Source organism: Paenibacillus sp. MMS18-CY102 (genome assembly GCF_009789195.1).
In the GTDB taxonomy this organism is placed as follows: domain Bacteria; phylum Bacillota; class Bacilli; order Paenibacillales; family Paenibacillaceae; genus Paenibacillus_T.
The window spans coordinates 1-14,191 of sequence record NZ_WSTC01000026.1 but is presented as its reverse complement, the minus strand read 5'-3'; the positions used below and the strand labels follow the sequence as shown (position 1 = coordinate 14,191).

Here is a 14,191-nt window from a genome sequence, read left to right as displayed (position 1 = left end):
TTGTATCACATATATTAGGGAGGCTTTATAATGAGCAAAACTGTTCAGTTTGACTACAGCAAAGCATTGCAATTCGTTGGCCAGCATGAAGTGGAGTACTTCGCAAGCCAGGTACAAGCCGCACACGACCAGCTTCATAACGGCACAGGTGCCGGCTCCGATTACTTGGGATGGATCAACCTTCCGACTGAGTATGACAAAGAAGAGTTTGCACGCATCAAGCAAGCGGCTTCCAAAGTGCAATCCGACTCCGAAGTGCTGATCGTAATCGGCATCGGCGGCTCGTACCTCGGCGCTCGCGCTGCAATCGAGATGCTGTCCAACTCGTTCTACAATGTACAGCCTGATGCACAGCGCAAGACGCCGCAAATTTTCTTCGCGGGCAACAACATTAGCTCGACGTACGTGACGCACCTGCTGCAATTGCTTGAAGGCCGCAACTGGTCGATCAATGTTATTTCCAAGTCCGGCACGACGACGGAGCCGGCGATCGCGTTCCGTATTTTCAAAGATGCACTGGAGAAAAAATACGGCAAAGCAGAAGCACGCAAGCGTATTTATGCAACGACGGACAGCTCCAAGGGCGCTCTGAAAAAGCTCGCAACAGAAGAGGGCTACGAAACGTTCGTTATTCCAGACGACGTAGGCGGCCGCTATTCCGTTCTGACAGCTGTAGGCTTGCTGCCAATCGCAGTTGCGGGCATTGATGTAGATTCAATGATGAAAGGTGCAGCAGATGCTTCCGCAGTTTACAGCAACCCGAACCTTGCAGAGAACGAAGCTTACCAATATGCAGCTGTGCGCAACGCGCTGTACCGCAAAGGCAAAGTAACGGAAATTCTCGTAAACTACGAGCCGTCGCTTCACTTCGTATCGGAATGGTGGAAGCAGCTGTTCGGCGAGAGCGAAGGCAAAGACTATAAAGGCATTTACCCTGCATCCGTTGACTTCTCGACGGACCTGCACTCCATGGGCCAATTTATTCAAGAGGGCAACCGGAACATTTTCGAGACGGTTATCCAAGTGAAAGAAGTAGCGGAGCACATCACGATCCAACAAGACGCTGATGACCTAGACGGCTTGAACTTCCTTGCAGGCAAAACATTGGACTTCGTGAACAAAAAAGCGTTCGAAGGCACGCTGCTTGCGCATACGGACGGCCAAGTGCCGAACCTGATCGTGAACATCGCTGACATGACGCCATACACATTCGGTTACCTGGTCTACTTCTTCGAAAAAGCTTGCGGCATCAGCGGCTACCTGCTGGGCGTAAATCCATTCGACCAGCCAGGCGTAGAAGCTTACAAGAAGAACATGTTCGCATTGCTGGGCAAACCAGGCTACGAGAAAGAAAAAGCGGAGCTTGAAGCGCGCCTGTAATGCAGCATCGATATAAAACGCTACGCCGCGAGGGCGACAAGGAAATCGTCATTCGCAAATCGCGGTTTATCGGATATGGAACGCCGGTCGCTTCCGAGGAGGAGGCGATCGCGTTTATTGAACGGATCAAGAAGCTGCACCGCCAAGCGACGCATAACTGCTCAGCTTATGTGATCGGCGAGCGCGACGAGATTCAGAAGGCGTCCGATGATGGGGAGCCGAGCGGAACTGCCGGCAAGCCCATACTTGAGGTAATCAAAAACCAAGGGCTCAAAAACGTTGCAATTGTTGTGACGCGTTACTTCGGCGGCATTATGCTAGGCGCTGGCGGGCTTATCCGCGCTTACACGGATGGAGCTGTCGCTGCAACGGAAGCAGGCGAAGCAATCGTTAACGTTCTGCATCGGGAAGTGTTCGTTGATGTCGATTATACGTGGTATGGCAAGCTTGAAAACGAGCTGCATGCCCGGCAATATCGGGTTGAGGATACGTCGTTTACCGATCGGGTAACGGTCACTTGCTTGCCGCTGGAGGCAGAGGGCGATGCTTTCATCGCCTGGATGACGGATTTGACACAAGGCCAAGCGGTCATCGAGAAGGGCGAAGCGGTTTATCGCGTAGAAGGCGAATAATGATATTCCGCCAGCAATAGGCAATAATCATAAGAAAATATGGGCAGGCTGTTCCAGAACGCATGTGATGCGGATGCTGGAACAGCCTTTATTTTTGTTATAATAGTTGGAATATACCCAAATCTTATCGATAGCATTGATTTTCGTAATAAATGGATTGACGGAGCGACCATGCTTCTGCTACATTAAGAATACCAAGTACTTTAATAGGAATTAGCTGTACTTCATTTGCTTTTCATTGCCCTGCGGCTCGAGCCGATGGTCTGGAGGTCTATTACACAGATGAATTTTATGTTCCGCAACCGATGGTGGAGCTTTGGTTTCCGAAGCACGATTATGCTGTATTTTGTCGTATTGATCATCGTCCCCATTATCGGCATTTACTCGCAATCATTCTCGCTAGGCTGGAAGCCATTCTATGAGAGCATTTCTGATCCGTTGGCGTGGAAAGCAGTATTGCTAACTGTCAAGCTCGCACTCATTGCAGCCCTTATCAATGTCGTAGTCGGCACGATGATCAGTTGGACGTTGAATAAGTACAAATTCCCGGGCAGAAGGCTGCTGAACAGCCTCGTCGATTTGCCGTTTGCATTGCCGACAGCAGTAGGCGGGCTTATGATTTTGCTGCTGCTTGGACCCAACAGCACGGTGGGCAGCATTGCGAATTGGTTCGGGTTTGAGATCGTGTTTCACGAGCCGGCAATCGTGGTCGCAATGGTGTTCGTTACGTTCCCATTCGTCATTCGTGCGATTCAGCCGCTGCTCGAAGAGATGGATAAATCTGAGGAAGAGGCTGCCTACACGTTAGGCGCTACTAAAGCGAAGACGTTCTTCCAAATCATTTTCCCATCGATGCTGCCAGGTGTCCTCAGCGGCGGCATGCTTGCATTCTCGCGAGCGCTTGCTGAATTCGGAGCCGTCGTTCTAGTAGCCGGCAACATTCCAGGAAAAACTTTGATCGCGTCGGTCTACATCTATGGCGAGATTGAAAGCGATAACCCGCAAGGTGCGGCAGCGGTGTCGATTATTTTATTAACCTTCTCCTTCGTCATCCTATGGATTGTAAGCAAAGTCCAGGCGAGGAGGAACGGCTAATGAAAAAACTATGGATTCCACTCACTTATATTATTTTTACAATACTTATTATCATTCCGTTGGCTCGCATCTTCACAGGTGCTTGGAGTGACGGCTGGCAAGGATTCTCTCATGCGATAACCCGCCCAGAAGCGGCGCATGCGCTTCTAATGACGGGACTTATTACCGTCGTCGTGACGGTCATTAATACGATGTTCGGCGTTATGCTGTCGCTATACCTCGTCCGAGCGGGATGGATCCCCAATAAGCTGAAGCAGCTGCTCAACAGCCTTCTCGATTTGCCATTCGCTGTCTCGCCGATTATTGGCGGGCTCATGATCGTCCTGCTGCTCGGGCCCAACACGGTACTCGGTTCCTTGCTGGATGATGCCGGAGTCAAAATCGTTTATGCTTTCCCAGGAATGGTTATCGCGACGCTGTTCGTCACTTTCCCGATGATGGTTCGCGAGATCATGCCGGTCCTGCAGGAAATTGGCACCTCCCAAGAGGAGGCCGCTTCAACGCTTGGCGCTTTTGCGTGGTATACGTTTTGGAAAGTAACCTGGCCGGCAATTCGTTGGGGCGTCATCTATGGCGTAGTTCTGACGGTTGCGCGATGTCTAGGCGAATTCGGCGCAGTACTTGTTGTATCGGGCAACATTATTAATAAAACCCAGACGGCAACTACGCTCGTTTATCAAGATGTCGAGAACTTTAACGTAACTGCGGCGAACGGTGTTGCGCTCGTATTGGCGGCCGTATCCGTCGGATTGCTTCTGCTCATGGAATGGGCGAAGAAACGAAAGGAAGTGCATTAGGCCATGCATATTGAGGTTCGGAATTTAAATAAGCAGTTCGGCGATTTTCATGCGGTTCGTGATGTCAGCTTTACGATTGAAAAAGGGCATCTCATCGGCTTGCTCGGACCGAGCGGCGGCGGCAAAACGTCCATTCTTCGGATGCTAGCTGGTCTTGAGACGCCAACTTCCGGCGATATTGAGTTTCTTGGCAAGCGCGTAAATGATTTGCCGCCGCAAGAGCGGGGAATCGGGTTTGTATTCCAAAACTACGCGTTGTTCAAACATATGACGGTATTCGACAACATCGCTTTTGGCTTGAAAATTAAGAAGCAATCGAAGGACCAAATTCGCAATCGGGTAATGGAGCTTGTAGAGCTGACTGGGCTAAAAGGGTTCGAGCATCGTTATCCGCATCAGTTGTCGGGCGGCCAACGCCAGCGTGTAGCGTTCGCTCGTGCGCTTGCGCCAGAGCCGCAGCTGTTGCTGCTCGATGAGCCGTTCGCGGCGATTGATGCCAAGATTCGTGGCGAGCTTCGGACATGGCTTAAGGAGCTGATCGAGCGCGTAGGCATTACTTCGATCTTCGTTACGCATGACCAAGAGGAAGCGATCGAGGTTGCGGACGAAATTATGATCATTAATAAAGGGCAGCTCGAGCAAAAAGGGTCGCCGTGGGATATTTATAAAAGCCCGGAAACACCATTCGTCGCAGGCTTCATCGGGGAATCGACGATTATTGAGAACATCGGTGAGATTCGCGGCTTTGAGAATGCGAACGGCTGGGCAGGCACGAAAGCGCTGATCCGTCCGGAATATATCGAGATCGGCAAGCCGGGCGAGATTCGCCTTGCTTCCGCAGCGATGAATGGCCGCGTGAAACATTTGCATTTCCGCGGCAGCGAATGGATGGTTGAGATTGAGGTTGGCGCAGCTAAGCTAATCACCTACCGTTCACTTGAGAAGGATGCGTTGCATCCGGGCGAAGAAGTAAACGTACTCGTACATCGTGCTTATATGTTCAACGATTCCGATAGCTGGATTATGGAAAACAAGCTGAAAGAAGATCCAATGCCGATTCATATTTAAATTACTCGAAAACGGTCAGGTGCAAATATCATGCTGAAATGGATAGTAACGCGAGCTACCCGGCATCGGGCGCGCGCGGCGTTCCTGTTGACTGGAGCTTTGCTCCTGATGCTGTCCGCCTGCGGCGATGCTGCACAGAGCCAGAACGAAACGCAGCCAGTTAAGGCAAACAATGGGGAAGTCACGCTAGTCATTGGTGCATATTCCGTTGTAAAAGATGCATTCGGCGAATTATTGCCAGCGTTCCAGAAGCAATGGCTGGAGAAGACAGGACAGAAGGTTGTGTTCCAAGAGTCTTATGAGGCGTCGGGCACGCAAGCGCGTGCAATCGTCGGCGGTTTTGAAGCTGATGTAGCTGCACTCGCCATGCAGACTGATATCGAGAAGATCCAGAAAGCCGGCCTCATCACTTATGATTGGTCGAAGACCGAAACGAAGGGCATGATGACGGATTCGCTCGTCGTGCTAGGCACACGGGATGGAAACCCGAAAGGGATTCATGGCTGGGAGGATTTGGCCCGTAAAGGCGTGAAAGTACTTTACCCGAATCCCAAGACATCCGGCGGCGCACAATGGGATATAAACGCTATCTACGGTGCCGGCTTGAAGAAGTCGGAACAAGAGACAGGCGCGAAGGACCCTGAGTATGCGAAGCAGTTTTTGAAGGATATTCATGCCAATATTGAATCGTTGGACAAAAGCGGCCGTGCATCGATGGCAGCGTTCGAATATGGCGTCGGTGATGTTATCGTGACTTATGAGAATGAGCTTCGTGCACGGATTAAGCAAGGGGTGCCCTACACGATTATCGTGCCTGATAGCACAATTCTGATCGAGAATCCTGTCGCGGTGGTTGACCAGAATGCGGAAAAGCATGGCGTGAAGGAAGTGGCGCAAGCATTCGTCGACTATCTCGTATCGGAAGATGCGCAGCGTACGTTGGCGGAGTATGGTTTCCGTCCTGTTAATAAAAAGATTGCGGAAGAGACGAAAGCGGATTTCATCCAACCGTCCCAATTGTTTGATATTCAATATTTGGGCGGATGGAAGCATGTCCGCGAGACGCTTTACTCCAAGAAGGGCGTCTGGTATCAAGTGTTGGCAGGCATATAAATTATAAAATGATTAGGGGCTCTGATACAGGCGATTGTGCCGGTATCAGAGCTTTTTTTTGCCGTTTATCTGCATTAACCTACGCTCGCTGCCAGAGAGATTCATACGATAAACAAAAAGCTTCGGCATAAAAAGGAGAATCGGATGATGAAAACGTCCGGAGTAAGGCTGAGCGGGCGATCAACATGCCGGAATCGTACGCCGCGCCTACGAGGAGCAGCTGCTGCAAAATCAAAACGCACGCGCGTTAAACGGACTTGCCGCCTTATCCCGCCTTGCAAGCGCCGCCAGTTAAAGTCGCGGGTGAGGCGCCTCATATGCCGTAAAGATGGTCATCGCTTTGCGGCAGGAGCAGGCGGAGCTACAGGGCTCGCTGGAGCAGCGGGATCGGCTGGGGCGGCAGGGCTAGCTGGAGCCGCTGAAGCGGCAGGGACGATGGGGCCAATGGGAGCAGCAGGAGCAGCAGGAGCCGCCGGAGCTGCTGGTACCGCTGGAAATGCGGGACCTCAAGGACCGCAGGGAGCACCAGGAGCGCCTGGCGCAGCTGGAGCGCCTGGGGCGGCAGGTGCAGCAGGCGCCCCTGGCGTGCAAGGGCCTATGGGACCTGCGGGACCATCAGGCACCGGAGGAGACCGCGATTATTCGGAGCTGATTGCATTGCTTACTGAGTTCGCAAACAATGGGGTAACGGTCGTCATCATGACGCCGGGGCAACCGACGGGCACGGCCGGAAATATTGGAAGCATAGGAGCATTTCAGCTGCAGTTTAATACGTTGGCGGGCACGGTGATGGCAATACCGTACTATTTTATAACGAATGTTGAGGCTCTCGGAGGTGTTGGGGGAGTAACATGAGCGGCTGCGGCAGGAGAGGGGCTGAGTTGAATGGCATCGACTTTATCGGGCGAGCTCGTCGCATTGATTGGCGCTAACGTGACCGTTGTGACAACAGCATACGGCCAACTCGCCGTTGTCGGCACGCTGACACGAGTCGGAAGCGATTATGCGCTCGTATCGTTTGAAGAGAACGAAGTGTTCTACGAGCTTCGCATTCCTTTTGTAAATATCGCATATGTACACGCTAATCCATAGCGATTGGCTAACAGTGTAGGGGGCTAGAGGATGGGTATCGAGTCTAACAATATTGCAGCAGTGGCGAACACGGCGGTTTATAAAATGATGTTAAGCCATATTGGACAGCCGACGGTAATTGCTACAGCATCGGCTACGGTGATTACGGGAGTGTTGGAAGGCGTGCAGCCGTCATTCGTTACGGTTCGTACAGCGGGCGGAGATGCAGAGTATGTCGTATTGGGTTATATCGTCTCGGTGACGTTCCCCGTCGCATAACGTTAATTGCGGCATTACCATCTAGCTTGGCGGCATGGTATAATCATGGAACAAATGTTCTGGGAGATGCCGTTGGGGGTTAGAGTATAGTGGAGCAGCGAACGATTCAATTGTCTGTCCGTGAGCTTGTTGAATATGCGTATCGTAGCGGTGATCTAACCTTTGGGTTCCGCGGGGCGTCTGCATTAACCGAAGGGACGAGAATCCATCAAGCCGTGCAAGCCGAATATGGCGAGACGGATGAGAAGGAGTTTTATTTGCAAACAGAGGTTGCTTGCGACGGCTTCCTGTTCGTTATCGACGGGCGCTGTGACGGATTGCTCCAGACGGATCAGGGTGTGATGATTGACGAGATTAAATCGACGAGCGGCATGCTGCCGAATACAGCAGAGGAATCGCCTGAGGTCCATTGGGCTCAGGCGATTTGTTATGGCTACATGTACGCATCGCAGATGGAGTTGAAGGGCATGCTCATTCGGCTTACCTACGTAAGCGTAGCGACAGGGGAACGCCGGGCTTTTGTCCGTCCAATGACGTTAGTTGAGATGGAAGCTAAGCTGCAATTTGCGATGAAAGCCTACGTCCCTTACGCTGATCTCATGCATGCCCATGAGCAACGCAGGATAGCAAGTGCCCAGGCGCTCGCTTTTCCGTTTGCTGCGTACCGAGCGGGCCAACGGAAGCTCGCCGGAGCCGTTTATCAAGCGATAACGGATGGGTCCAAGCTGTTCGCTAAGGCGCCAACAGGCATTGGGAAGACGATTTCTACGCTTTTTCCTGCCGTTAAAGCTATGGGCGAGGGGCGCTTAAGCCATCTTGTCTATTTGACGGCGAAGACGATCACGCGAACCGCAGCGGAGGACGCATTTGCGCTCATGGAGGAAGGCGGGCTGCATCTGCATAGCGTTACGTTAACTGCGAAGGACAAAATATGTTTCCAAGAAGAAGTGCGCTGCTCCAAGGAGCATTGCCCGTACGCGGACGGGTATTATGACCGCATTAATGGAGCTTTGCTCGATATGCTCGGCACTGAGACGAGGATGTCAAGGACCGTTATCGAGCATTACGCGCGCAAGCATCGCGTCTGTCCCTTCGAGATGTCGCTGGATGCAGCGTATGCGGCTGATGCATTGATTGGCGACTACAATTATATATTTGATCCGCGGATCAGCTTAAAACGGCTGTTTGAAGAGCGAAAACGCCATACGGCCGTTCTTGTTGATGAGGCGCATAACTTGGTCGACCGGGGACGCGAGATGTATTCGGCTGAGTTAAATAAGGGCGATTATTTGCAGTTGATGCGGAGTTATAAAGAGGTGAATCCACCGTTGGCTGTTGCAGCGAAGTCCGTGAATGCATGGCTGCTAGCGCTGCGCAAGAAGATAGAGCAGCCGGCAAAAGCAACGAGCGAGGGCGGCGATAACTTGGCTGCTGAGCTAGAGTTAGCTTTCGGGGACTTAAACCCAGCGCAGGCAATAGGCGAAACGCAGATGGAGAAGTGGGAACCATTTGGCAACGGACAAGCCATTTCCCGTACCCTTCCTAAAGCGCTAATGGAGCTTTTGGAATCTTTCGTTATTGAGGCAGAGCGGGAGCTCGCTGCATTCGTGAACGGCAGAAGCGCTGATTTGGAACAAAAGCTGCTGTTGGATACCTACTATGGCGCACAGCATATGCTGCGGATCGCTAAGCTATATGATGAGCGTTTCATTACCATGGTGGAATGTTTTAAAAGCGAAGTGCGCGTCAAGCTGTTTTGCTTAGACCCGTCGCTGCTGCTGCGGCAGGCGGGCAAAGGGTTTCGCGCCCATATTTTCTTTTCCGCTACGCTGTCCCCGTTGCCGTATTATGTAGAGATGCTGGGCGGATTGCCGGAGGAGGACTTCTCCTTGTCGATTCCGTCTCCTTTCCTGCGGGAGCAACTGGACGTGCAGGTTATGCCGCTGTCCATTCGTTACCGTGATCGGGAAGAGAGCATACAGCCAATTGCGGCGATGCTCCATGAGATGTCTGCTGCTAGACGAGGCAACTTTCTTGCTTTCTTCCCTTCCTATGATTTTATGAATAAAGTGTATGAGCAGTTTGAAGCGATGCGTGACACGGAAACAGCAGCCCGAACTATCCTACAGGCAAACGCTATGCGGGAAGAGGAACGTGAGGCGTTTCTGCAAGCTTTTCAAGCTGGACCTGAGGGTACGCTATTGGGTTTTGCGGTCATGGGCGGCATTTTCTCGGAAGGAATTGATCTCGTAGGCGATCGATTGATTGGCGTCGTTGTCGTTGGCGTGGGGCTTCCGCAGGTTGGCATGGAACGGGACGTCATGCGTGATTATTATGAGCAGGCTGGCCGCAACGGCTTCCATTATGCTTATGTTTATCCGGGCATGAATAAGGTGCTGCAAGCTGGAGGCCGGCTTATTCGCTCGGAGAATGACCGGGGAACGCTGGTGCTCGTTGATGACCGCTACCTTAACCAGCCGTACAATCGGCTGCTGCCGGAGGAGTGGCGGGATTATGCCGTGAGGCGGTCTAACGGGCCGTAATCATAAAAAAGCGTCCACTAGCTTTGGCAGCTAATGGACGCTTGCTTTTAGTTCTGTTCGACGTGCTGGCGTGCCCCTGCTGGCGTTTGCCCGTTTGTGTTAAGCACGAACTTTTCAATCACATGGCGAACGCCTTCCTCATTGTTGGTCAATGTCACATAGTTGGCGATTTCCTTCAACGCAGGCTGGGCATTGCCCATCGCTACGCCAAGGCCAGCGACTTCTATCATTTCGCGGTCGTTCCAAGCATCGCCGATAGCGATAGCTTGTTCAACGGTATAACCGTTATGCTCTGCGAGAAACTGAAGCGCATGCCCCTTGGTGCCTTCAATATGGGTAAATTCCAAATAATGCGGCTTTGACTTCGTCATATGCACGCGATCGCCAAGAAGGGGTGTGAGCTCTTCCTTGACACGGTCGAGAAGTTCTGGCTCGTCGATGATGAGCATTTTTGTTTGCGGCTTATTGAGCAGCGCATCGAAGTCAGGATCAACGACGTATGGGATGTTGGACAAGCGCGAATATTTTTTTGCTTTGTCATTATCCTCGCGAACGTAGAGCACATCATCGACGTAAAGCTGCAGGTGCAGGCCATGCTCTACGCAATAGGCGTCCAATTGCTTCGCTGCATCCGTAGGAACACTGCGTTCATAGAGCACTTGGCCGTCCAGCAATGTTTTGACCAGCGAGCCTTGGTACGTAATGAGCGGAACGTTTAAATTAATTTGCTTGGCGATCTGATGAGCCGAAGCGTACATGCGGCCGGTAGCGAGCGTTACGAGAACGCCTTGCTCGATTGCGGCTGCCAACGCTTGCTTCGTACCCTCGGTCACGATAAGGTCATCATTAAGCAACGTGTCATCGACATCAATAGCGATTAATTTGTACATAGGATCAGCTTCTTCCTTTCTATCTATCGGCTACCTCAACTACGGAGATTGTAGCTTATACGGGGAGATAGGGCAATAGCCCTCATTTTATTCTGGGACGAATGTCCACTATAATAGATGCAGGGAAACAAGCTGGCATTATTATTATACGCTAAGGCTGATCGGCCTTAATTTAGAATGAAGGGTTTGTGAGCATGATGAAGTTACGTTGGGGCGTTTTAGGCTGTGCGGGCATTGCAGTACGTTCCGTTATGCCAGCGATTCAGAAATCAGAGCGGGGAGAACTCGTTGCCATAGCGAGCCGTGGTATCGATAAGGCGCAGGAGACGGCAGCGAAGATGAACATTCCGAAGGCATATGGCTCCTATGAGGAGCTGCTGGCAGATCCAGGCATCGATGCTGTCTACATTCCGCTGCCCAATCATTTACATAAGGAATGGACGATCAAAGCCGCAGAAGCTGGCAAGCATGTGCTCTGTGAGAAACCGGCAGCGATGGATGCTGATGAGGCGGAGCAAATGGTGGAAGCGTGCCGAAAAGCGGGCGTCGTCTTCGCGGAAGCGTTTATGTATCGGCTTCATCCGCGCGTAGAGCGTGTGAAATCGATTATTGCATCGGGCGAGATTGGAGAGCTGCGTGCGGTGAACGGATGCTTTACGTTTAATAACGCTGCGGATGCGGGCAATGTACGTTACCGGCAAGAATGGGGCGGAGGCTCGATCTATGACGTTGGCGTATATCCGCTTAGCGCAGCACGCTGGATTATTGGCGCAGAGCCAGAAGCGGTGACGGTCCATGCTTTGTTCTCGGAGCAGCATGGCGGCGTGGATATGATGGCGTCAGGCTTGATCGAGTTCGGCGGCGGCATAGGCATGACCTTCGATTGCGGCATGTGGGCGGCTTATCGCCAAGGGGTCGAAATTCTCGGAACTGAAGGGCGGATTGAGCTGAAAGGCGCCTTTACGAATACTGAACCTTTCATCGTCCACACGAAGGAAGGCGAACGCGAGGAAGGCCTGTTCCACGATTTGAACAACTACGTAACGCAAGCTGACCAGTTCGCACGCGCGGCATTTGGCGAAGCGGCATATCCATTTCCAGCAGAGGATGCTATTGCGAACATGCGGCTTGTCGATGCATGCTTATTGTCTGCGCGCACACGCAGCCGTGTCCTCGTGAAAGGGCAGGGCGTATGAGAATATTTGCATCCCAGTTAGCCAAACAACGCTTCGCTGTATTTTGTTTGATCGGTGCGCTTGCATCTGCTGCTGTTGGGTTCGCTGGCGGCCTGATGTGGATGCGGGAACGCAATCCGATTTTGAAGGAGCCGACGTTCAATAACTTATCTGCTTCGTACAACGAGATTATGAGCGATTACTTGAATGGAGCGGAGCCAAAAGCACTTATCGATGGGGCAGCGGAAGGCATGGTACAGTCGCTTAAGGACAAGTACTCGCACTATATGATTGGGGAATCTGGCGAGGCTTATGTACAAAATTACGAGAGTGAAGTTGTCGGCATCGGCATTCAGCTTCGAACAGAAAATGAGTCGTTTATTATCGATTCGGTCATTAAGGATTCCCCGGCCGAGAAGGCGGGACTGAAAGCAGAGGATGCCCTTGTTTCTGTGGATGGCAAGGCGACCAAAGGAATTAACATGGACAAACTCGTGGAGCTGCTTCGCGGCGAGAAAGGGACCAAAGTAACCGTAGCGGTACAGCGAGCAGGCCGTGCTGAACCGATTACAGTAACGATGGCCCGTGCGGCTATTCCCGTGCTGACGGTCACATACGAAATGATGCCTGGCGGCGTCGGGAAAGTCGTCATCTCCCGGTTTGCACAGAAAACGGCAGAGCAATTCGAAGACGCGATTGCTGACCTGTCCAAGCAAGGGATGAAAGGGCTGCTGCTCGATGTACGGAGCAATCCGGGCGGGCTGCTCGTGCCTACGATTGCCATTGCGAACCATCTGGTGCCTAATGGCAAGACGATTTTGCAAGTTGTATCCAAGGATGAGAAGGACGTACACACCTACCGCTCGGACCAGAAAGAGCCTTGGAAGCTTCCAATTGTCGTATTGACGAACCGCCACTCCGCAAGTGCGGCAGAGGTGCTGACAGCAGCACTGAAGGAATCGTCAGGTGCAACAGTTGTAGGAGAAACCACCTATGGCAAAGGGGTCGTGCAGCGGTTTAACCAGTTCGCCGACCAATCGGTTCTAAGCTTGACTGAAGCGCAATGGCGTACGCCAAAGGGAAGCTGGATTAATGGCAAGGGAGTCGAGCCCAACGTGAAGGTGGAACTGCCCGCGTATACAGAGCTGGCGGCACTGCCGTCCGATACCGTATTGAAAAAAGGCGACTACGGCGACGCGGTGAAAACGTTGCAGCAGATGCTGCAAGCGCTCGGTTATGCGGCGAAGGATGCAACAGCGGGCGTGTTCGATACGGCGACCGATGCTGCTGTAAGGCAGCTGCAGCAGGCAGAGTCGATTCAACCGGCTGATGGGCAAGTCCGTGAAAGCACGACGGCGCGCATCATGGAGCTTTTGCGGGATAAACTGGAGAAGGAAGATTACCAAGAGCAAAAGGGCGTTGAACTGCTGATAAAGCAAATTAGCGGCTCAAAATAAACTATAGGGAAAAAGGCGCCTCGCAAGTGGAGGCGCCTTTTTGCTGCTTTGCATTTGTTGCCGGCTAATGAGCCGGAGTGCGAATAGGGTAGAAAAACCTACCCTATTCGGCTGGCTAACGCGCCGGAGCGAGAATAGGGCAGAAAAACCTGCCCTAAACGGCTGGCTAACGCGCCGGAGCGAGAATAGGGTAGAAAAACCTACCCTAAACGGCTGGCTAACGCGCCGGAGCGAGAATAGGGTAGAAAAACCTGCCCTAAACGGCTGGCTAATGCGCCGGAGCGAGAATAGGGTAGAAAAACCTGCCCTAAACGGCTGGCTAACGCGCCGGAGCGAGAATAGGGTAGAAAAACTTACCCTATTCGCCTGGCTAATGCGCGTGTGAAAGGAACCTTCCATTACAGAACATGCTGCAATGAGGGACCAATGCAGATGCAACGAGCGAAGAAACGTCATCCCGTTGCGGAACATGCTGAAACGCAAAGAGGGCAGAATCCTCTGCCCTCAGATTGTAGAGAAACCCACGTTTTTTCAAAACGCTGGGTTTCTCTTTGTTTTATCGGAGCTGTATTTAAAGGAAAAAAAGTATGGTTTAACGCTTTACGCCCTCCGTTCCAGGTGGAGGGCGATCTTCTTCATGTTCTGTACCGCAGCGGTCATCAACGCTTGTTCCATCACGTTGTTTAACCCC

The 14,191-nt window shown here is 52.1% G+C and carries 13 protein-coding genes; 12 read left to right on the top strand and 1 reads right to left on the bottom strand.

Annotated elements, in window-relative coordinates; translation table 11 throughout:
• Window positions 1–30: 30 nt before the first annotated feature.
• The 10 genes from GON22_RS18445 (at window position 31) to GON22_RS18400 (ending at window position 9,978) form a co-directional block, all read left to right on the top strand.
• Window positions 31–1,380 (top strand): glucose-6-phosphate isomerase, encoded by a 1,350-nt coding sequence (locus tag GON22_RS18445; protein ID WP_160397586.1) that lies wholly within the window; start codon window positions 31–33, stop codon window positions 1,378–1,380.
• The gene (locus tag GON22_RS18440) at window positions 1,380–2,012 is read left to right on the top strand and encodes a YigZ family protein (protein WP_160397585.1); all 633 of its coding nucleotides are present in this window, start codon (window positions 1,380–1,382) and stop codon (window positions 2,010–2,012) included. Before GON22_RS18445 ends, GON22_RS18440 begins: the two co-directional genes overlap by 1 nt.
• Window positions 2,013–2,294: 282 nt before the next feature.
• On the top strand, window positions 2,295–3,107 hold the full coding sequence (gene cysT / locus GON22_RS18435; protein ID WP_160397584.1) for a sulfate ABC transporter permease subunit CysT: 813 nt from the start codon (window positions 2,295–2,297) through the stop codon (window positions 3,105–3,107).
• Window positions 3,107–3,904, top strand: coding sequence for a sulfate ABC transporter permease subunit (locus GON22_RS18430; protein ID WP_160397583.1), 798 nt, complete (start codon window positions 3,107–3,109; stop codon window positions 3,902–3,904). Before cysT ends, GON22_RS18430 begins: the two co-directional genes overlap by 1 nt.
• Window positions 3,905–3,907: 3 nt before the next feature.
• The gene (locus GON22_RS18425; protein ID WP_160397582.1) at window positions 3,908–4,972 is read left to right on the top strand and encodes a sulfate/molybdate ABC transporter ATP-binding protein; all 1,065 of its coding nucleotides are present in this window, start codon (window positions 3,908–3,910) and stop codon (window positions 4,970–4,972) included.
• A 30-nt stretch (window positions 4,973–5,002) separates the two neighbouring features.
• Window positions 5,003–6,085 carry a sulfate ABC transporter substrate-binding protein gene (locus GON22_RS18420; RefSeq protein WP_160397581.1) on the top strand — a complete coding sequence of 361 codons (1,083 nt, stop codon included), beginning with the start codon at window positions 5,003–5,005 and terminating at the stop codon, window positions 6,083–6,085.
• A 147-nt stretch (window positions 6,086–6,232) separates the two neighbouring features.
• A complete protein-coding gene (locus GON22_RS18415) occupies window positions 6,233–6,940 on the top strand; it encodes a hypothetical protein (protein ID WP_202113311.1) in 708 nt (235 codons plus the stop codon).
• A 30-nt stretch (window positions 6,941–6,970) separates the two neighbouring features.
• The gene (locus tag GON22_RS18410) at window positions 6,971–7,177 is read left to right on the top strand and encodes a hypothetical protein (RefSeq protein ID WP_160397579.1); all 207 of its coding nucleotides are present in this window, start codon (window positions 6,971–6,973) and stop codon (window positions 7,175–7,177) included.
• A 30-nt stretch (window positions 7,178–7,207) separates the two neighbouring features.
• Complete coding sequence (locus GON22_RS18405; protein ID WP_160397578.1) at window positions 7,208–7,435, top strand: DUF2642 domain-containing protein; 228 nt, start codon at window positions 7,208–7,210, stop codon at window positions 7,433–7,435.
• Window positions 7,436–7,524: 89 nt separating this feature from the next.
• Window positions 7,525–9,978: a helicase C-terminal domain-containing protein gene (locus GON22_RS18400; protein ID WP_160397577.1), complete on the top strand. Its 2,454-nt coding sequence runs from the start codon at window positions 7,525–7,527 to the stop codon at window positions 9,976–9,978.
• Between the two features lie 47 nt (window positions 9,979–10,025).
• Here GON22_RS18400 and GON22_RS18395 read toward each other — a convergent pair whose 3' ends face one another.
• A complete protein-coding gene (locus GON22_RS18395; protein WP_160397576.1) occupies window positions 10,026–10,868 on the bottom strand; it encodes a Cof-type HAD-IIB family hydrolase in 843 nt (280 codons plus the stop codon).
• Window positions 10,869–11,062: 194 nt separating this feature from the next.
• Between GON22_RS18395 and GON22_RS18390 the strand changes: the two genes are divergently transcribed.
• Both GON22_RS18390 and GON22_RS18385 read left to right on the top strand, forming a co-directional pair.
• Window positions 11,063–12,064: a Gfo/Idh/MocA family protein gene (locus GON22_RS18390; RefSeq protein WP_202113310.1), complete on the top strand. Its 1,002-nt coding sequence runs from the start codon at window positions 11,063–11,065 to the stop codon at window positions 12,062–12,064.
• Window positions 12,061–13,500 carry a S41 family peptidase gene (locus GON22_RS18385; protein ID WP_160397574.1) on the top strand — a complete coding sequence of 480 codons (1,440 nt, stop codon included), beginning with the start codon at window positions 12,061–12,063 and terminating at the stop codon, window positions 13,498–13,500. Before GON22_RS18390 ends, GON22_RS18385 begins: the two co-directional genes overlap by 4 nt.
• Window positions 13,501–14,191 lie beyond the last annotated feature (691 nt).

What these genes read in the sequence shown, in the direction of transcription:
- GON22_RS18390 (WP_202113310.1), top strand. Translation starts at nt 11,063, where the DNA reads ATGATGAAGTTACGTTGGGGCGTTTTAGGCTGTGCGGGCATTGCAGTA.
- GON22_RS18385 (WP_160397574.1), top strand. Translation starts at nt 12,061, where the DNA reads ATGAGAATATTTGCATCCCAGTTAGCCAAACAACGCTTCGCTGTATTT.
- GON22_RS18440 (WP_160397585.1), top strand. Translation starts at nt 1,380, where the DNA reads ATGCAGCATCGATATAAAACGCTACGCCGCGAGGGCGACAAGGAAATC.
- GON22_RS18430 (WP_160397583.1), top strand. Translation starts at nt 3,107, where the DNA reads ATGAAAAAACTATGGATTCCACTCACTTATATTATTTTTACAATACTT.
- GON22_RS18445 (WP_160397586.1), top strand. Translation starts at nt 31, where the DNA reads ATGAGCAAAACTGTTCAGTTTGACTACAGCAAAGCATTGCAATTCGTT.
- GON22_RS18410 (WP_160397579.1), top strand. Translation starts at nt 6,971, where the DNA reads ATGGCATCGACTTTATCGGGCGAGCTCGTCGCATTGATTGGCGCTAAC.
- GON22_RS18405 (WP_160397578.1), top strand. Translation starts at nt 7,208, where the DNA reads ATGGGTATCGAGTCTAACAATATTGCAGCAGTGGCGAACACGGCGGTT.
- GON22_RS18425 (WP_160397582.1), top strand. Translation starts at nt 3,908, where the DNA reads ATGCATATTGAGGTTCGGAATTTAAATAAGCAGTTCGGCGATTTTCAT.
- GON22_RS18415 (WP_202113311.1), top strand. Translation starts at nt 6,233, where the DNA reads ATGAAAACGTCCGGAGTAAGGCTGAGCGGGCGATCAACATGCCGGAAT.
- GON22_RS18395 (WP_160397576.1), bottom strand. Translation starts at nt 10,868, where the DNA reads ATGTACAAATTAATCGCTATTGATGTCGATGACACGTTGCTTAATGAT.
- cysT (WP_160397584.1), top strand. Translation starts at nt 2,295, where the DNA reads ATGAATTTTATGTTCCGCAACCGATGGTGGAGCTTTGGTTTCCGAAGC.
- GON22_RS18420 (WP_160397581.1), top strand. Translation starts at nt 5,003, where the DNA reads ATGCTGAAATGGATAGTAACGCGAGCTACCCGGCATCGGGCGCGCGCG.